The organism is Ruoffia sp. FAM 26255 (assembly GCF_045528525.1).
Taxonomy (GTDB): domain Bacteria; phylum Bacillota; class Bacilli; order Lactobacillales; family Aerococcaceae; genus Ruoffia; species Ruoffia tabacinasalis.
The window spans coordinates 15,885-34,651 of sequence record NZ_JBGQQX010000009.1 but is presented as its reverse complement, the minus strand read 5'-3'; the positions used below and the strand labels follow the sequence as shown (position 1 = coordinate 34,651).

The 18,767-nt window shown below is 39.6% G+C and carries 22 protein-coding genes, 1 pseudogene and 1 other annotated feature; of the genes and pseudogenes, 12 read left to right on the top strand and 11 right to left on the bottom strand.

Translation table 11 applies throughout. From position 1 onward, the window contains the following. Positions 1–26: 26 nt before the first annotated feature. The 6 genes and pseudogenes from thiW (at position 27) to ACEN31_RS03090 (ending at position 3,684) form a co-directional block, all read left to right on the top strand. The gene (gene thiW / locus ACEN31_RS03115; RefSeq protein WP_407108608.1) at positions 27–557 is read left to right on the top strand and encodes an energy coupling factor transporter S component ThiW; all 531 of its coding nucleotides are present in this window, start codon (positions 27–29) and stop codon (positions 555–557) included. Further along, on the top strand, positions 544–1,365 hold the full coding sequence (gene thiM / locus ACEN31_RS03110) for a hydroxyethylthiazole kinase (RefSeq protein WP_407089640.1): 822 nt from the start codon (positions 544–546) through the stop codon (positions 1,363–1,365). The genes thiW and thiM overlap by 14 nt, the downstream gene beginning before the upstream one ends. Further along, positions 1,355–1,990 (top strand): thiamine phosphate synthase, encoded by a 636-nt coding sequence (gene thiE, locus ACEN31_RS03105; protein ID WP_407089641.1) that lies wholly within the window; start codon positions 1,355–1,357, stop codon positions 1,988–1,990. The genes thiM and thiE overlap by 11 nt, the downstream gene beginning before the upstream one ends. Positions 1,991–2,003: 13 nt before the next feature. Continuing rightward, positions 2,004–2,822 carry a bifunctional hydroxymethylpyrimidine kinase/phosphomethylpyrimidine kinase gene (thiD, locus tag ACEN31_RS03100; protein ID WP_407089642.1) on the top strand — a complete coding sequence of 273 codons (819 nt, stop codon included), beginning with the start codon at positions 2,004–2,006 and terminating at the stop codon, positions 2,820–2,822. 31 nt (positions 2,823–2,853) lie between these two features. Next, positions 2,854–3,168: pseudogene (locus ACEN31_RS03095) on the top strand (RNA-binding protein). Between the two features lie 63 nt (positions 3,169–3,231). After that, positions 3,232–3,684, top strand: coding sequence for a hypothetical protein (locus tag ACEN31_RS03090; RefSeq protein ID WP_407093503.1), 453 nt, complete (start codon positions 3,232–3,234; stop codon positions 3,682–3,684). A 26-nt stretch (positions 3,685–3,710) separates the two neighbouring features. On the opposite strand, the gene ACEN31_RS03085 is transcribed toward ACEN31_RS03090, so the two are convergent. Beyond that, on the bottom strand, positions 3,711–4,337 hold the full coding sequence (locus ACEN31_RS03085) for a TVP38/TMEM64 family protein (protein WP_407089645.1): 627 nt from the start codon (positions 4,335–4,337) through the stop codon (positions 3,711–3,713). Between the two features lie 236 nt (positions 4,338–4,573). Continuing rightward, positions 4,574–5,125: a 3'-5' exonuclease gene (locus ACEN31_RS03080; protein WP_407089646.1), complete on the bottom strand. Its 552-nt coding sequence runs from the start codon at positions 5,123–5,125 to the stop codon at positions 4,574–4,576. Positions 5,126–5,275: 150 nt separating this feature from the next. On the opposite strand from ACEN31_RS03080, the gene ACEN31_RS03075 reads away from it, so the two are divergent. From ACEN31_RS03075 to ACEN31_RS03060, 4 genes are all read left to right on the top strand, one after another. Continuing rightward, positions 5,276–6,700 (top strand): Y-family DNA polymerase, encoded by a 1,425-nt coding sequence (locus ACEN31_RS03075; protein WP_407089647.1) that lies wholly within the window; start codon positions 5,276–5,278, stop codon positions 6,698–6,700. Next, entirely contained in the window at positions 6,697–7,065 is a 369-nt protein-coding gene (locus ACEN31_RS03070) for a DUF2642 domain-containing protein (protein ID WP_407089648.1), read from the top strand. The genes ACEN31_RS03075 and ACEN31_RS03070 overlap by 4 nt, the downstream gene beginning before the upstream one ends. Next, positions 7,055–7,345, top strand: a complete 291-nt coding sequence (locus ACEN31_RS03065) for a DUF5960 family protein (RefSeq protein ID WP_138404755.1) — start codon at positions 7,055–7,057, stop codon at positions 7,343–7,345. The genes ACEN31_RS03070 and ACEN31_RS03065 overlap by 11 nt, the downstream gene beginning before the upstream one ends. A 417-nt stretch (positions 7,346–7,762) precedes the next feature. After that, on the top strand, positions 7,763–8,872 hold the full coding sequence (locus ACEN31_RS03060) for an Ldh family oxidoreductase (protein WP_407108607.1): 1,110 nt from the start codon (positions 7,763–7,765) through the stop codon (positions 8,870–8,872). Between the two features lie 37 nt (positions 8,873–8,909). Here ACEN31_RS03060 and aroD read toward each other — a convergent pair whose 3' ends face one another. From aroD to ACEN31_RS03020, 8 genes are all read right to left on the bottom strand, one after another. After that, on the bottom strand, positions 8,910–9,659 hold the full coding sequence (gene aroD / locus ACEN31_RS03055) for a type I 3-dehydroquinate dehydratase (RefSeq protein ID WP_407108606.1): 750 nt from the start codon (positions 9,657–9,659) through the stop codon (positions 8,910–8,912). 118 nt (positions 9,660–9,777) lie between these two features. Next, positions 9,778–10,929, bottom strand: coding sequence for an NADP-dependent malic enzyme (locus ACEN31_RS03050; RefSeq protein ID WP_407108605.1), 1,152 nt, complete (start codon positions 10,927–10,929; stop codon positions 9,778–9,780). Positions 10,930–10,966: 37 nt separating this feature from the next. Next, positions 10,967–11,251 (bottom strand): hypothetical protein, encoded by a 285-nt coding sequence (locus ACEN31_RS03045; protein ID WP_407108604.1) that lies wholly within the window; start codon positions 11,249–11,251, stop codon positions 10,967–10,969. Between the two features lie 849 nt (positions 11,252–12,100). Beyond that, entirely contained in the window at positions 12,101–13,453 is a 1,353-nt protein-coding gene (locus ACEN31_RS03040) for a CHAP domain-containing protein (RefSeq protein WP_407089652.1), read from the bottom strand. Continuing rightward, on the bottom strand, positions 13,428–13,658 hold the full coding sequence (locus ACEN31_RS03035; RefSeq protein WP_138405216.1) for a phage holin: 231 nt from the start codon (positions 13,656–13,658) through the stop codon (positions 13,428–13,430). Before ACEN31_RS03035 ends, ACEN31_RS03040 begins: the two co-directional genes overlap by 26 nt. Beyond that, on the bottom strand, positions 13,645–13,911 hold the full coding sequence (locus tag ACEN31_RS03030; protein ID WP_138405217.1) for a hypothetical protein: 267 nt from the start codon (positions 13,909–13,911) through the stop codon (positions 13,645–13,647). Before ACEN31_RS03030 ends, ACEN31_RS03035 begins: the two co-directional genes overlap by 14 nt. Positions 13,912–13,984: 73 nt before the next feature. Then, on the bottom strand, positions 13,985–14,212 hold the full coding sequence (locus tag ACEN31_RS03025) for a DUF2922 domain-containing protein (protein ID WP_138405218.1): 228 nt from the start codon (positions 14,210–14,212) through the stop codon (positions 13,985–13,987). Between the two features lie 48 nt (positions 14,213–14,260). Next, entirely contained in the window at positions 14,261–14,461 is a 201-nt protein-coding gene (locus tag ACEN31_RS03020) for a hypothetical protein (protein WP_407108603.1), read from the bottom strand. A gap of 225 nt (positions 14,462–14,686) precedes the next feature. Here ACEN31_RS03020 and ACEN31_RS03015 point away from each other — a divergent pair, with 225 nt between their 5' ends. Then, complete coding sequence (locus ACEN31_RS03015) at positions 14,687–16,330, top strand: peptide ABC transporter substrate-binding protein (protein WP_407108602.1); 1,644 nt, start codon at positions 14,687–14,689, stop codon at positions 16,328–16,330. 61 nt (positions 16,331–16,391) lie between these two features. Here the strand turns inward: ACEN31_RS03015 and pepT are convergent, their stop codons facing one another. Next, on the bottom strand, positions 16,392–17,645 hold the full coding sequence (gene pepT / locus ACEN31_RS03010; protein ID WP_407108601.1) for a peptidase T: 1,254 nt from the start codon (positions 17,643–17,645) through the stop codon (positions 16,392–16,394). A 160-nt stretch (positions 17,646–17,805) separates the two neighbouring features. Continuing rightward, positions 17,806–18,037 (top strand) — a binding site (T-box leader). A 488-nt stretch (positions 18,038–18,525) separates the two neighbouring features. Between pepT and ACEN31_RS03005 the strand changes: the two genes are divergently transcribed. Beyond that, on the top strand, positions 18,526–18,765 hold the full coding sequence (locus ACEN31_RS03005; protein WP_407089654.1) for a hypothetical protein: 240 nt from the start codon (positions 18,526–18,528) through the stop codon (positions 18,763–18,765). Positions 18,766–18,767 lie beyond the last annotated feature (2 nt).

Here is an 18,767-nt window from a genome sequence, read left to right as displayed (position 1 = left end):
TAAAATGAAATTAGAGGAGTGAGAACATGAAATCATCGAGAACCCAAAAACTTGTCTTAGCTGGTATTCTTTCTGGATTAGCCGTAGTTGGAAGTTTGCTTTCTTTCCCAATTCTAGGCTCGCGAGCGGCACCCGTTCAACATATTATTAACATCATCTGCGCTGTGCTTTTAGGTCCTAGTTATGGCGTTGCTGTCGCTTTTATCGCCAGTCTATTACGGAATTTATTCGGTCTAGGTACTATTATGGCCTTTCCTGGAAGTATGATTGGTGCCTTTTTATGTGGCCTAATCTTTGCTAAAACAAAAAGTCTTTTCCTCACTAGCCTAGGTGAAATAATTGGAACCGGAATTCTAGGTGGACTTGTCGCATGGCCACTCGCTATTTTATTTTTAGGAGAAAGTGTTGGAACGCTAGCCTTTTACGCTTACGTAATTCCTTTTCTTATTTCCACGATTACTGGAACAATCATTGCCGTTGGAATTATTAACATACTTAAACGAAATAATCGCCTCACCTGGCTAGAAAGAAGTGACCGATCAAATGATAGAGATTAATCATTTATGGGGAAAAGTTCGAGAAGCCCATCCACTTGTGCATACGATTAGTAATCTAGTTAGTGCCAATGACTGTGCTAACTTACTCCTTGCTGTGGGGGCAAGCCCAATCATGGCGAGCGCCATCCAAGAGATGGAAGATATTACCCGAATTAGTCAAGCAACAGTTTTAAACTTAGGCACACCCAATGATTCAAAATACGCTACTTGTACCAAAGCCGGCGTATATGCAAATAAATATGCCCATCCTGTGATTGTCGATCCCGTCGGCATTGGGGCGAGCCTTTATCGAAAAGAAAAAGTCACACAACTTTTAAAAGAAGTTCAACCAACCATTATTAGAGCCAATGTTGGAGAAGTCCAAAGTTTGTTAGGGTCTAAAAGCCAAGCACGAGGCGTTGATAGTTTCGCTCAATCCCATTCTGATGATGGACAATCAGATGCCGTCGTCTTAGCCCAACAGTTGGATTGTGTTGTCTTGATGACTGGAAAAGATGACTTTGTTACCAACGGTACTCACTCTTACTTAATCGAAGGAGGTAGCTCAATTCTCACCAAAGTTACCGGAACAGGTGATATGCTTTCTGTCCTATGTGGCGCTCTATCCGATGTGACTGACCCGCTAACAGCTGCGCTTAGCGCTTCCTATAGTTGGAAAGTCATAGGTAAACTGGTTAAAGAAAGTTCCGCAGGTTTGGGTCAAGCACACAGACAACTCTTCGATTATGCTAGTCAAATTGAACAAATTACCAAAATTCAACATACCGTGACGATTCACGAATCAGGAGGCCGTAAACATGTCAATTAAACCTGAACAACTCACCTTATATGCCATTACAGACCGAACTTGGTTAAATGGTGCTACCTTAGAAGACCATGTCAAAGAAGCTCTCGAGGGGGGCGCAACGATTTTACAGCTTCGAGAAAAGACTCTTTCTGAAGCAGAGTTTCTTGAACAAGCTAAACGATTAAAACCTTTATGTCAGTCTTACAATGTCCCATTAATTATCAATGATCGCGTGGATATTGCCCTTGAAGCTGATGCTGATGGCGTTCACGTAGGTCAAAACGATATGCAAGCCAGTCAAGTCCGCGAAAAATTAGGCCCAAATAAGTTACTCGGTGTATCTTGCCGAACGGTTGAACATGCTTTAGCCGCTCAAGAGCATGGTGCTGATTACATCGGCGTTGGAGCTATGTTTCCCACTCAAACAAAGACTGATACTGAGCCCGTTTCAATTGAAACACTTAAAGCCATTTGTCAATCAGTAAACATTCCCGTTGTTGCTATTGGTGGCGTTACATTATCGAATGTTTCTCAGTTACAAGATACTGATATTGCAGGTATTGTCGCCATCAGTGCGATTTTTGCTCAAGATGATATTCAAGAAGCGGCACACAATTTAAAAGAAGCAGTTTCAAACTTACTTTAAGGAGGTAACATGTATGAAAACTGTATTAACCATTGCCGGAAGCGATTCGAGTGGAGGCGCTGGCATTCAAGCAGACTTAAAGACGATGATTAGTCATGGGGTTTATGGCATGAGTGCGATTACTGCTTTAACTGCTCAAAATACTTTAGGTGTCACTGATGTCTTAGAATCAACGCCCGAATTTTTAGCTGCCCAGCTTGATGCTGTGTTCACAGATATTTACCCCGATGCGGTTAAAATTGGAATGGTCTCAAGTGCGCCGTTAATTAAAGTCATTGCGGATAAATTAAATGAGTACGACGTGCCTTTAGTCGTAGTAGATCCTGTCATGGTGGCAACCAGTGGTTCTACTTTGATGGAATCCGACGCTACCGAGACGTTGAAACAAGAATTACTCCCTATCGCGACTGTTCTCACACCAAATATCGCGGAAGCTGAAGCATTATCTGGCCTTAAAATTAAAACCCATGACGACATGGTCGCAGCTGCAAAACATATTGGCGATACTTATCATTGTGCTGTCCTTTGTAAAGGTGGACACCGTCAAACGGATGCCAATGATGTTCTATATCATGAAGGAAAGGTTCATTGGTTCGAGAGCGAACGCGTGGATAATCCAAATGCCCATGGAACAGGTTGTACTCTAGCAAGTGCTATCGCCTCTAACTTAGCGAAAGATTTTGATTTAATTACTTCTATTGAACGCTCAAAAGCCTATTTAACGGATGCATTAAGAGCAGGACTTGATTTAGGTAAAGGGTCTGGGCCTTTAGACCACGGCTTTGATATCCATTCTAAATACAGTGAGATGAATAATCATGACCATATATAAGATGAAATTAAACTCAGAACCTTTTGATATGATTAAACAGGGACAAAAAACGATTGAACTCCGTCTAAATGATGAAAAGCGTCGCTAAGTTCAAGTTGGTGCTCAAGTTGTATTTGAGCACTTAAATGATTTAACACAAACAATTCAGGAGGATGTAATTGCTTTACATCCGTTCCCTTCTTTCGTGGAACTATATCAGGCTCTTCCTTTACTAAAATGTGGCTATACTTCTAATAATGTGGAGGCTGCTTCTCCAGAAGATATGGAAGCTCATTATTCATTAGAGCAACAAGCGCACTATGGTGTTCTTGGGATTGAAATTAGTTTGCCTGATCATTTTTCTTAACCTTGCTCAGCTTCTATATATTTTCTGTTATAATATCTAAACAAAGGAGTTGTTTGCTTTTCCATGTTAACGATCATTATTTTAATTTTAATCGCCCTCTTGGGCTACACCCTTTTTCATCAATTCAATGCTTTTCGCCAGATACAAATTCGCGAGAATCATCAGCGATTATTTTATGCAACGCCTGTGATTATTGCGATTGTATTTCTAGAGGTTGGATTCGAATTTGGTGAGACTTTTATTCAATACGGCTTACTTATTTTAATCGCTATTAATTTTGTTGCGATTCCTTTTACGTCAGGCCTTTCAAAAGATTTTATCTATTATAAGTCTAATAAAAGAGGCATCGCCGGTTTGATTCCTAAAAGTAAAGCTTTAACCGACGTTATCGGGAGTCAGATTGAAAAAGAGGATGATTATTTTACTGTTGATTTGTCTTTTGAAAAGGAGATTATCAGTTTACGTTTTTCAATTGAACAATTTGACGCTGTACATCAAATAATTTCACGTACATAAAAAGCCAGGCACTCGCCTGGCTTCTTTTATGAGAATAAATTTGAGAGTAAACCTAAGAAATTGTGCACCCCGGCCATAAATAAAAACATCGTGACCGGTTTAAATATCAATTGGATGATGACCATTCGCTTGTAAGTCAAATCACTTAAGCCACTGATCATGATGAATAACTCATCCGGCAATCCTGGTACTACAAGCACCACCGCAAGTATCCACTCAATGTAATAACCTCTATCTAAATAACTCAAACCTTTTTCAACTAATTTTTCATCTAAAAAAGCATATAAAATTGGCTGCCCGAAGCGTTTCGCCAACCAAAATAATATCAATGACCCGAGAAAATTCGCTGAAAACGCCAAAATAAAGCCCAGTAGTGGCCCAAATGCGGCATAAGCAATCACACTCCCGAGCCCGCCGGGAACGATTGGATACACGGTATTGATGATAGATAGAAGGAAAAAGACAATTGGTGCGAATGCCCCAGTTCTCTCGAGTCTTTCTTGAAGAATTTCTGGATGATTAAATAAATCAATTTTGAAAAAATAGGCAAATATGATGAACGTAATCACCGCTCCGACAATGGCTCCCCACTTTAACACTTGCTTATTTCTTTTGAAAAACATAATATCTTTTGACAGTGGTGCCATATCCATAAAACCTACCCTCTCTGATTGAAACAAATCGTCTTTTATTAACTTTACAGTATTATATTTATAGCTAAACTTCATAGGGCTAAAGGACCAAATTTTATCATCCGCCCAATAAAAAAAGAGAGTCACGCTCTCTTTTCGCTATAATAAACATATCATAAATCATCAGATATTTTTAGGGTGAATTCGGAAAAAAATGGCCAGCCGGGTATGGATGGCGGGAGGTTGGGTTTTCGTTTCTACAATCTATAAAACTGCTTCACATTTCCTACTTTCAACAAATCCTCAACAGTCTGCGTCTTCGAGTACATCGTTAAAGCGTGGATGACATAAGCAGCGGCTCGCGCATCTTCTAGAGCATTATGATGATTAAATTCAAATTTTATTTGCTGGCATAATGATTTCAAACTAAAACTTGAGAGCTTTCCGCGCCATAAATTACGGGCCAGCTGACAAGAGTCAAAATAATTCATACCTAACTCTGGGAGACTGAATTTTTCATTGGCTGATCGAATCACACCTCGGTCAAATTGAGTATGACTCACAACTGGTGCTTCTCCTACAAATTCTTGAAATCGCCCAATCACTTCATCATATGCTGGTTTTCCTTGAACTTGTTCGGGTGTTATTCCGTGAATACGAATATTGTTCGGTGCAAAAGAAGTCAGTGGATCAATTAATTCGTAAAAATGCTTAACCATAATTCCGTCGACAACTTTTACTGCCCCAAGTGAACAAGCTGACCAGCGCTGACCGTTGGCTGTTTCAAAGTCAAATGCAACATATTCCATTGAATAACCCCTTCCTTATAATCTTAATCTCCATATCAGTATATACACTTCTTACCTCTCGTCAAGTCACAGTTTTTAAAATATTCCACTTGCTTATACGAACGTTTGTTCGTATAATGGACTCAAGGTTTTATCAAAAGGAGGATTATAATGGGAAACATTCAGTATGATAAAGAGCCTAAATCTGACATAGCTTTCATTGATATGAAATCCTTTTATGCCAGCGTTGAGTGCGTGGAACGTGGCCTCCACCCCCTCTATACTTCTTTATGTGTGATGAGTCGAGCCGATAATGCAAACGGTTTGATTCTCGCCTCTTCACCAACGTTTAAGAAAGTTTTCGGTAAGGAGAATGTGGGGAGAAGCTATGATTTACCCTTTAATATTCAGACTCGGCGATTCAATTACTATGTTGCCAAACGTCAAAATTTACCCACAAATCGAGAATATGTTCGCTTTATTGAGAGTTGGGCACGAAAAACACTCATCGTTCCTCCAAGAATGAGCTTATATATTGAGAAAAATATGATTATTCATGACATTCTTCAAAATTATGCCCCTAAGGAGGAAATTCTGCCCTACTCTATTGATGAAAGTTTCATTGATCTAACACGTTCGCTAGATTATTTTACTAAGCAAAAAAATATCTCTCGCCGTGCTAAACTCGATGGGATTTCTGAACAGATTCAACGAGAAATCTGGAAAGCAACCGGTGTTTTTTCAACAGTCGGTATGAGTAATGCGAACCCACTTCTTGCTAAATTAGCACTAGATAATGAAGCAAAATATACACCAAACATGCGTGCTAATTGGTCTTATGAAGATGTTGAAACGAAAGTCTGGAACATTAAAAAACTCACTGACTTTTGGGGAATCGGACGGCGAACAGCCATTCGTCTTGAACGAATGAAAATTTACTCTATTAGAGATTTAGCTAACAGTAACCCTGAACTACTCAAACAAGAGTTTGGCGTTATTGGTCTGCAACTCTGGTTTCATGCTAATGGAGTGGATGAAAGTGATGTGCGTTACCCTTATAAAGCCAAATCCACAGGTTTAGGTAACTCGCAAGTTCTGCACAAGGATTACTATAAGCAATCCGACATCGAACTCGTCTTAAGCGAAATGGCTGAGCAAGTAGCTATCCGTTTGCGTAAAGCTCATAAAAAGACAACCAGTGTGGCAATATCTATTGGCTTCTCTCACACTGCTGAACGATCATCCATTCATGTTCAAAGAAAAGTCGACCCCACTCAAAATACAAAAGTGCTCATCGGTCATGTCATCAGTCTTTTTCGTTCAAAATATAATGGCGGTGCCGTTCGAAATATCGCTGTTCGCTATAATAATTTTGTTGATGAGAAATATGCTTTTATATCTTTATTTGATAATTTTGAACAAGTTGAGAAAGAAGAAACCCTTGAAAAAACAATTGATGATGTTCGTGAACGATTTGGCTTCTTGTCCGTGCAACGTGCAACTGTACTTAAAGAAAACTCCAGAAGTAAAGCGCGTAGTCAACTTATCGGTGGCCATGCGGCAGGTGGCGCTGGTGGCTTGGATGGGTTAGCATGACAGTTGATCGAAGCTATCTTCCTTACCGTTCTGCTCGGAATTACCAAGACCGGAAGATGGCTAAATGGATGGGCTTTTTCCTATCAGAACACACCACCGCGCTCACAACTGAAGCCGAGACGATTGATTTTAGCCAATCGCTCCCTTTAGGAGAGAAACTTCTCTTACTCAACCAATTATACTTGCAAAAGCTATCTGGTATTTTTCAAATCATACAGGACGAAAAGTCTAAAGAAATACGCGGGAAAATCGATTCCGTACAAGCAGATCAAGTTGGTATACAAAGTGAGAATGCCCACTACTTTATATCTATTAAACACATCATATCAATCAAATTAGAGGAGGAATTGGACGATGGATTCTAGAAACATACAGAATAGTAGTGTTCAATTCGATTATTTTAGTGAGAATTTTATGCGATTTGAACAAGATTTTAATGCTTATTCAAATTTGGTCGTCCCTTTAACATTTATGGTCGATGACATTCTTTTTACTATGAATGAGTCACAAACCAATTACTTTAAGCTCCCCGCAATGAAAGCAAAAGATAATAAAAATCATTACTTTATCTTCAGAGTGAAAATGCAAGAAAGCAATTCGCAAGTCCGCATTTATGAATATATTCGACACACCTCATCCTTTTAAATGTCACTTTAATGTAGCTCATCTTCTCATAAAAAATATAAGCGACAAAGTATCTTATTATCTTGATACTTTGTCGCTTTTGTTGTGCTTTTCGGGGGTTGGGTCGGGAAGCTGCGGTGATTCACCAGCTCGGGTGGACGAGCTGGTGGAGTTGGCCTGGATTCGCTAGCTCAGATGCGCGAACTGGCGAAGTTGTCTTGGATTCGCTAGCTCAGGTGGGCGAGCTGGCGAAGTTCTCTTGCATTCGCTAGCTCAGGTGAGGGAGCTGGCGTATCCTCTGTTTCTACATTTATAATTTTTTTGCACCTTTTATAAATACTTTTTATAAATTCCTTGTTATTTAAACCTGAATATGCTAATTTTAAAGTGCCAGGAAACGCTTACAAAGCCAGTTAAAATTACTAGGAGGAATAGAAAATGGGTCAAACTTTTACTGTTGAATGGGATTGGGTAACAAAGTTTGTCAAAGATGTCTTTATGGCTTATGGGATTCCAGAAGAAGATGCGGATATTTGTACAGATGTGCTACTTGCGTCTGACCGCAAAGGGATTGAATCACATGGGGTAAACCGCTTTAAACCAATTTATCTTGATCGAATTAAGGCAGGTATTCAACATCCGGAGACGAATTTTGAAGTTGTTCGTGAAACACCGACAACAGCAGTTGTGGACGGACATGATGGGATGGGACAAGTCATTGGATATAAAGCCATGCAGATGGCGATCGATAAAGCGAAAGAGTTCGGAATGGGTATGGTTGCGGTTCGAAACTCAACTCACTACGGAATTGCGGGTTATTACACAGATATGGCTGCAAAAGCAGGTTGCATCGGCATGACCGGGACGAATGCGCGCCCTTCGATTGCGCCTACTTTTGGAGTTGAGAATATGTTAGGTACAAACCCACTCACACTCGGTTTCCCAACCGATGAGGATTTTCCATTTTCATTAGACTGTGCGACTTCAATTAGTCAACGCGGAAAGATTGAATATTACGCACGTATTGGTCAAGATACACCTGCAGGAATGGTGATTGGTCGTGACGGAAAAGCAATGACTGACTCGCCTGAAATTCTAGAAGCGTTAGTTAATGGTCAAGCAGCGCTAGCACCACTTGGGGGTATCGGTGAAGAACTCGCTGGATATAAAGGTTATGGTTATGCAACTTTTGTAGAAGTACTATCAGCTGCCCTACAACAAGGAAACTTCTTGCATATGTTATCAGGTATTGGGGAAAATGGCGAGAAACAGAAGTTCCATCTAGGACATTTCTTTATTGCTATTGATACCGAAGCTTTCGTTGGTTTAGACAGCTTCAAGAAGACAGCCGGAGATATCTTAAGAGCTTTAAGAAATTCAGAAGTGGCGCCAGGCGAAGAACGCATTTATACTGCCGGTGAAAAAGAACACCTCGTGTGGTTAGAACGCAAAGATACCGGTCTCCCTCTAAATGAAGGGGTGCAACAAGAAATGATTACTATTCGTGATGAATTAGGCTGGACAGATTACAAACTACCATTTGAATAAGCATTAAAGAAGGGGAGCAATCTATGCTCCCTTCTTTTTATAAACTCAAATTCTTTAAAGCGACTGCTAAATCTTCAACAGCCATTTGACCGGGAGCAGATGCTTTTCCTAAAGAACCGAAAGTTGCTGCAGAGCCAAATGCTTCGCCAGCAAGGCGACTAACCATTCCTAAATTACCCATAGACATTGTTATTAAAGGTACTTTGGAAAATTGTTGACGTCGATGCGTTGCTTTCAAAAGTGTTAATACATCTTCTGGCGTTTGTGGCATAACAGCTATCTTGCAAATATCTGCCCCTTTACTCTCCATCAACTCAAGACGACGAATAATCTCTTCCTCTGGAGGTGTTCGTTCAAAGTCATGATTACATAGCACCACATAAATCCCTTGACTGCGACACTCTTGAATAAGACCGTCTAACTTTTCTTCTGGGATAAATAACTCAATATCTAATAAATCAACGTGTCCTTCATTAATAATTTCTTGATAAAGGGCAACATATTGCTCATAGGATAGCTCGCGTTCCCCACCTTCTTCAAAAGTACGGAAGGTAATTAACAACGACTTATTCACCAGTTGTTTGACAACTTTAGAAAGTTCGCTCACTGCGCCCGATTTTTCCACATCTTCATAAAAATCAATGCGCCATTCCACTAAATCACCTGATGACTCACCTGCCTCTTTTGCAGCTTTAATAATCTCCGCACGAGTTTTACCAATAATCGGTACAATTATTTTAGGTCTCCCTTGACCAATGGATACATTATCTATCGTCACTCGCTTCATCTTCCACCCTCCCTTACTTGATGTAATTATCTCTACATTTGATAATAGCTTATACAGAAGCAAAAGGCTAAAAAAACCAATGAACCTTCACGAGATCTATTAGTTTTAATATTAAATATTATTTTGTAGCATTACGAACACTGTCCGCAACGACTTCTGCTACTTTAGGGTTAAAGGCATCTGGAATAATATTATCCATACTTAACTCTGATTCTGGAATCACACTCGCAATTCCTTGAGCTGACGCGATTTGCATTTCATCTGTAATGTCACTTGCGCGTGCATCTAAAGCTCCACGGAAAATACCAGGGAAAGCTAGAACGTTATTAATTTGGTTAGGGAAATCGCTACGCCCCGTTGCGACGATAAATGCGCCACCTTCCTTCGCTTCATCCGGCATAATTTCTGGTGTTGGGTTCGCCATCGCGAAGATAATTGGCTTTTCACTCATTGTTGCAATCCATTCTTTCTTCAATACACCTGGCGCTGACACACCAATGAAAACATCCGCATCTTTCACAGCTTCTTGTAAATCCCCTTTCAAGTTATCAGGATTTGTTAAACTAGCTAAGTCCTTGTGCCGCTCATCTAAAGCAGGATCATCTTCAGCAATCATACCATCGATATCACAGACGATAACATTTTTAGCACCTGCGGCTAACATTTTCTTAGCAATTGCCGTTCCGGCAGATCCACCACCATTGATAATGATTTTTGCTGATTCGATTTTCTTATCAGCAACTTTTAATGCATTATATAAAGCACCTAATACGACAATCGCTGTCCCATGTTGGTCGTCGTGGAAAACTGGAATATCTAGTTCTTCTTTCAAGCGTCTTTCAATTTCAAAACAACGCGGTGCAGAAATATCTTCTAAGTTAATTCCACCAAATGAAGGGGCAATTGCTTTAACATGCGAGATAATTTCTTCAACATCTTGCGTATCTAATGAAATAGGCACAGCATCCACATCGGCAAAAGCTTTGAATAAAGCAGCTTTCCCTTCCATCACTGGAATCGCAGCTTCAGGTCCGATATTTCCTAGTCCTAATACAGCTGATCCATCAGTGACAACCGCGACTAAATTACGTTTCGTTGTATATTTATAGACATCTTCTTTATTCTCCGCAATCGCCGAACTAACCGCAGCCACACCTGGTGTATATGCTACGGATAATTCTTCCATATTTGTAATGGATACTTTAGGATTAACCTCAATCTTCCCGCCTAGTTCCTCGCTTAATCTAAGTGCTTCTTTCCTTACGTCCATGTTATATTGCTTCCTTTCTATAATTGAACTCTACTCATTACCACTCTGCATTCTCAAGTTCCCACTCTGTCCAAGGATATGGTGCTACTAAAATCTCCTCGCCTGTTTCAGGATGTGTGACTGTTATCACAGTTGTTGTTAAATTATTTTGATGCCTAAAACCCTCCACATGAAAATACCCATTACTATCAGCTACGGCATTTTCCATAGTTGTAGCATAACCATTTACATGTGTTACTTTCACTTCAGCATTCGGGTAAGTATAACCTTCGACATATCCTTGATCCACAAAATATCTTTCAAGCGTTAAGTAGCCTGACACATGTTCGGTGCTATTGGACGATACTGGTAAATACCTAATTCCATCCCATACATATTCAGACCATTCTCATTTAAGTCTCTAATTGTCGGTGAGATTGATCTCCAGCTATTCCGTAATCATAACTCTTATAAGATTTCACTGTTATTGTTGCTAGGGCCTCTGCTTCTTGTTTACTCACATATGCCTCAACTTACTCAAATGTATAATTCTATGTACCTTCCTTATAAAGTCGAATTGCTTCTTCTCGCTGCTCTTCAAGTGACTGAGTATGCCCAACTTCTCCCGCAAAAATTAAAAAATAAATGCCAATATCAATTTCATCAATCTCTTAATCATTGCTACTGTCTATTATGTGTTTTAGTATAAATATATTATATAGTTTTATTATAGCATGTTAGGAAGCGCTTTAATAAATTAAATGCAAAAAGAACACAGAAACTAATTTAACTTAGCTTACCGTGTTCTTATGAAACCTTTCAATAACGAGCTTAATCTACTAGAACTTTTGACCGGCTGTTTCCTCCGATGATCCATCATTACTAAATCCATCGGCATCAATGCTTTTCTTAGTAGCTTATGTGATATACCCATCTACTCCGCCCCCTCTTTAGTCGTCAAATTCCTTAAAACTTGTGACTTCTTGAAATCATTGAAATGATTCTCTAAACTCATTATATGCTTTATCAAACCGCTTACAATTTTATTGTCCCAACATTCTCATGATTCATAGAAATAAGACACTCACAAGCAAAAAACGATCCTTGTCCCATCAATTAAATTTCATTTAAATGCGAAATTATCTTAAATAAAAAAACTTCCCGCAATCGCGAGAAGTTCTTCCTATTTCAATTAAGCACTCAACACATCTGACTCTAATAGCCAACCTAACACGGTCCCATTATCCGCTAATAGAAAAGCTTTTTGCATTACTTCTTTCGTTTCTAATACATCAAAAGCCTTGCCTTTGACCCAAGTCGCTATCCGCTCACCGGTCTGCCAAGTGGTCGCATCGGTCGATACAATCACTTTCTCATTTCCTTCACTTCCAGCAAACCAGTCTGCATCTAGCTTCTTCAAGACGCCCGGATTGGCTTTATCTATCCCAACTCTTCTTGCTTCCATGCGTTCTAAGTACTTCGTGTATCCTAAAGCAGCATAGTCGTACTTAGATCCACCAACCTGAAATAAGCCTTTGACTGCATCCTTGAAATTCCTCTGGCCACTCACTTTATATATCCCACCGGGTCGCAGTAAATATATCCAGTCTTCAAAGAAATCCTCCTCCGATGCATAGCGAAGATAGTAACCACCTTCGCTCTTAGGACGTGGACTGCCCTTCGTTTTCTTAATATCAGGATTGCCAATATAGTTGACTGACCAGGTCATCCCGCCCCAATTTTGATCTAATTTTGCGACATTGGACTGACCCCAAACCCCTTCAAAATGCAACATAACAATAAGTAGACTGGGTAAAATTTGATACTGCTTTGATAAGGCGAGTAACTTATCTAGATGTGCCTTCGATAACTGAGCATCTTGATATATTAGAGCAGCTTCTGACACAACTACAGTCGGCGTCTGAATTTTATCTACAAAGATTTGATTGACCTTACTCTGCACATGGTTAAAGTCATAACCCGCAGCAGCGAGTTGAGCCATTCTTGCTTGGCCGACACCCCATTTTCCTGCGATAACTTCTTGAACCAACTCATCAATGGTCTTCTTCACTTCACCGACCACTTGATACTTCGGTCTAGCGTAGCCCATAATGCGCTTATCATTCCATTGAAAAGTATTCCGCTTCACTTTGGCTTGGCTATTGCCTTCAATGGTCTTCACTTGGTTATGCTCAACCGACTCCACAAACCCAATGTGATCAGCCCAACCATTCCCATCCCAATCAAAAGTAATAATGTCACCCGCTTTAGGAAACTGTCTTCCTAACCAAATCCCTTTCGCTTTGAAGATGTTGATATGACGTTGGACACCACACTCTCGCCCAATCAAATCACTCATCCCAGCCTGATCGGAAACAACCGTTACAAACACGTCACACCAATCATCAGTCAACTTGACCTGATACCCCATCGGGATGGGGCGTATTGAATTATAGGCTGCAATTAAATTATTGAAGGTGTTCGTCCCCTCACTCACACCAATATAACTTTGTGCGACTTTAAGCAACGACTGCACTGTGGCCATTCCCGTCACCTCCATTGTAATATTTACTTGAAATTTGTAAGATCGTCCCGAGAAAAACGGCGAATAAGTTAATGGTCGAAACGAGTATTTCCACATCCGCATAGCTATACAACTCTCCCAAACCTTGGAAAAGTACCGCCACAGCTGGTAAAACCACTAAGACAAACCACTTCAGTAAATCATACGTTCGATTAGTTAAACGCATAAGAGGTCAGCTCCTTTACTTGATTCGACAACGATATCTGTTCCATCTCTAAGGTATGAAGCTTCATATCATGGTTATTGACCCGTTGGGTTAAATCACTTAAACCATGTTTATTCGCTTCCAGCTCTGTTTGCATCGTATCTAGGCGGTTAATTAGATTTTGAATCGAAGTAATTAAACGAATCATCTTGGAGATGAGCGTTATTACCGTAATCATTGCCCCAGCCAAACTACCTAATTCAATCACAGACATGCCTTTTCCTCCTTTTTCGCAAAAAAATAAGCCCCGCTAATAACTATAGCGAGGCGTTGGGGGTGCGCTGCGATTAAGCAGCGTAAATGTCTTCAACCGTACGACGAACGTAGCGAGCTCCTACTGCTTGCGCGTAAGCATCACCATTCTCATTAACAAAGATTTCAGCGCCAGCAATTGCGTCCAATGCTGCTTGAGCCTCTTGTGCTGTTAGGCCCAACTTAGGGTTACGAAGTGTGACCTTTTTGTTTGATCCTGCTTCGTCTTTGAATAACAATTCTAAATTATTTGTTTCTTCCATTGTGTATACCACCCTTCTTTTCACTTAAGCATCTTTATCTGACACTATTTACGCAAACGCGAATGTGTGAACCGCTTCTACCGTTGAGATTGGCTCCTCAATCACACTTTGCAGTGCATTGCGAACAGCCTCAACATCCTCTACTGGCGCATCCTGAGTTAAATCATTCAACGTCACCGTTGTCTTCTTCTCCGTCACCGGATTAATCGCAGTAAGCTTTAAGCTTGCTGATAGGAATTCTTTGTTCATCGTACCCCTCCTCGTTTTTGTTTGTAAGTAAAACTACTTACACCCCTATAAACGCATTTTTTAGAAAAAGTGTCACCCCTATTTTGGGAAAATGTTAAAAATTCCTCAAACTTATTTTTTTATCATTCTTCTAATTATTTATTAATTGTAATCTTTATCATTGACATATTATTAGAAAGTGCTAAATTGAAAGAAATATTATTTAGAAAAGGATGAGTGTTGAGAATGAAATTAAAAAGGAAAGTTGTATCTCTTTTTGTTAGTGCTTTGGCCTTAGGTAGCGTGTTTTCTAGTGTTCCTGTTTCTGCTCAAGATGCACCAGAGGTGGATCCTTCTGTTGAACAAACATTAAGTATCGCAACTAATGGAGAATTATCGACTTTAGATAGTGCATTATACAATGATGTCCCTACATCAGATATGATCGGTCAAATCAATGAAGGGCTGTACCGCGTAACAACGGGGAGTGAAGTTGAATTAGGTCAAGCTGAGGATGTTAATGTTAGTGATGATGGTCTCGTTTATACATTCACACTAAGAGATGGATTAACTTGGAGTAATGGAGATCCTCTCACGGCGCATGACTTTGTGTATAGTTACCAACGTTTGGTTGATCCTAATTCAGGTTCAGTTGCTTCAACGACGGTTGAAATCTTTAAAAATGCTGCAAGTATCCGAAACGGTGACATGGAACTGGATGAATTGGGCGTCGTAGCCTTAGATGATTTAACACTAGAAATTACACTTGAATATCCAGCGCCTTACTTACCAAAGCTGCTAACAGGAAGTCGATTCTTACCAGTTAGCAAAGCTTTCGTAGAAGAAGTGGGTAGTAGCTATGCTACTTCGTCAGAAAACCTTGTAAGTAATGGACCCTTCACATTAGAAAACTGGAACGGTTCAAACCTCGAATGGAATCTAGTGAAAAATCCTAACTACTGGGATGCTGATAATGTTTACTTAGAAGATGTCCTTGTTCAAGTAGTGAAAGAAACAGGTACGGGAGCTGATTTATTTGATGCGCAACAACTCGACTATGCTGTCTTAACAGATGACTTTGTACAACAATATGCTGGAAGTGACTTTTTCTACTCCGTACCTAAATCTACTGTTGGATATCTAAGTTATAATACAACTAGAGAAGCTACTGGTAACGCGAATATCCGTCGTGCTTTGTCACAAGCATTCGATAAAGAATTATATGCAGAATCGGTTATTCAAGATGGTTCAACACCATTAAATGGTTTAGTACCTGTCGGATTTGATGTGAGTGAAGACGGGGTTGATTTCCGTGATGAGCAAGGAGATATCTTAGTTTATGATGTCGAACAAGCTCAAGCAGATTGGCAAGCGGGACTTGATGAGTTAGGTGTGGATTCATTAGAACTTGAATTATTAACATCAGATGTTGACCTATCAGGTCGTACGGCTGAATATTTACAAGCTCAATTACAAGAAAACTTACCTGGTTTAACATTAACAATTCGTAGTGTCCCATTACAAAACCGTATTGAATTCCAAAGAAATCTAGAATTTGATATCTTCTATGGAACGTGGGCACCTGATTACCAAGATGCAATTAACTTTATTGAACAATATCGCACGGATGGCGGAATCAACTTTGCTGAATATTCAAATGAAGAGTACGATGCTCTCGTAGAAGCAGCACAGGTTGAATACGCAACTGATCCTCAACAACGTCGTGAAGCATTGCTAGAAGCTGAACGCATCGGTGTTGCAGAAGATGCAGTTACTGCACCAATTTACCAAGCTTCATCGTCTTACTTACTAGATCCACGTGTTCAAAACTTTGAAGTCTATCCATTTGGTCGTACAATTAACTTACGTACAACTTATGTCACTGAATAACATGCCACAATAAAAGGTCGAACAAGGAGCTTAGCGCTCTTTGTTCGACCTTTTTTCTTGTTTAGATGTGATAAACCACTGGTTGATCTTGGACGAGTTCAATTATAGATAGTATGACATCACTCGCTAATTTCATTCTTTCCACGGTAACAAATTCGTATTGCCCATGAGAATTCTCAGACCCTTTAAATAAATTAGGTGTCGCAATGCCTTTAAAAGCGAGATGACTCCCGTCTGTTCCACCACGCATAGGGTTAATTCTCGGTGTCACACCAATTGCTGCGTAAGCTTGCTTCGCTAAATCAAATGATCTTGAATCATTTTTTATTATATTTCCCATATTTGCATATTGATTTGTAATCACACATGAAATTCTTGGATAAGCATAAGTAGCGTTTTGTTCATCGACCCATTTCTTGATTTGTGCTTTTCGCTCTTCGAACTTATCAAAGTCATGATCGCGAATATTATAAATCGCAGTCACTGAGTTTAAGTCCCCAGTTTGACCTCCTAACATATAGTATCCTTCATAACCACTAGTAGTTTCAGGAGTTTCATTCGCTGGGATTTTTTGGTAAAACTTCGCTGCTTCCGCTAATGGATTTACCATGACATCTTTAGCTGCTCCTGGGTGAACACTCGTACCAGTAAAAGTTAAAACCGCTTGCGCCGCATTAAATGTTTCATAATCGAGTTGCCCAGTTCGTCCTCCATCAATGGTATAAGCAAATTCAACGGGCCATTTTTCTGCAATGAAGCGACTTGCACCAATCCCAATCTCCTCATCCGGTCCAAATGCTACCCAAATATCTCCATGAGGAATCTCAGGATTCTCGATAAGATGTTTCATCACCTCAACAATTGATGCCATCCCTGCTTTACAATCCGCTCCTAATAAAGTTGTTCCATCCGTTGTCACTAATGTTTCCCCAACATAATCTTTTAAATTGGGAAATTCTTTGACGGTCATTACAATATCTAACTCTTTGTTTAAGACAACATCTTTCCCATCATAATTGTAATGAACTTGTGGGTTTACATTCTCAGATGGGAAGTCAGCTGTATCTATGTGAGCCATAAAACCAATTGCTGGAATATCTTTGTCTGGTTGGTTGCTAGATACTTTAGCTGTGACGAAACCATCACGTTCATCATAGAATACCTCCTCTAGCCCTAATAAATTCAATTCGTTCTCAAGCTTCAAAGCAAATTCGACTTGTTCTGGTGATGAAGGGATCATATGTTTATTGGCTGGGTTACTTCGTGTATTAAACCGAGCGTATCGGATAAATCGTTCAAGTATTGTTGAGTACATCATAGTCCTTCTTTCTTTTCGTAATATAATTAAGATGTATTATAAAAGAACAAATATATATTGCAACTTTTATTAAAAATAACTGAATAAAATTAAAAACAAAAGCAGAACTATTGACTAACGCTTTTATAATTAGTACTATATCATTAATATTCCATGAGGAAATGCGACGAAGAGAAGAGTAATTTACTTAATTAACTTTATTAGAGAGTCTGGCTGGTGAAAACAGATAGTTAAAAGTGAATGAAGATGAACTTGGAGCATTCGAATGATTCAAATTAAATCGACGGGTGCGCCCGATAACGCGCAAAGTATTCATTGATACTTATTGAGCGATTACTTGTGAAAGTAATTCGGAACCTGGGTGGTAACACGATAAATTCGTCCCTTCTGTTAGATTATTTCTGACAGAAGGGACTTTTTTCATCGAAAGAGGTGATGGCTTTGGATGAAAAGACACTTGAAATTATTCTTGAGTACCAGGCTGATTACTTTTTAAAGTTACTTTTAGCGACTCGCTTCTTGCCTGTGTAGAGGCTGGATCGGTGTAAACTTGGAATGGGCTTTTGTCAAAAATGATAATTATTGGGACGCTGAAAATGTATACCTTGATGTAGCTCACATATCTGTGATAAAAGAAATCGGAACTGGGATTGATTGATTCGAAGCTAGTGAACAGGAATTGATATTCTTCATACCCTTCCAAAAGCAAAGTTTGGTTACTTAGGTTTCAATACAGCTCGTGAAAACACGGGCAACATTGCTTTAAGACGTGCGATTTCTCAAGTCTTCGATAAAGAACTTTATAATTAATCGGATTGGAATACTGCCAAAGAAGAACTAGAATTTGATACAATAGACTTAGAACTACTTGTCTCTGATGATGACCTGTCGAGAAGAACTTATTCGTTCAGCTAAATATGACATCGTAAATAACTTAGATGGCCGTTGGGAAACTTTAATTGAAGCTGAAACACTAAGTATTAAAGAAGAAGCAGCTGTAGCTCCGATTTACCAAAGAGCCAATCCTTTCTGGCTTACTCCAGAAGTAAAAGGCTTGAGAGTGTTACCTTTGGGTCGAAGTTATGATTTACGTCAAGTATATATTTCTGCTCAGTAGTT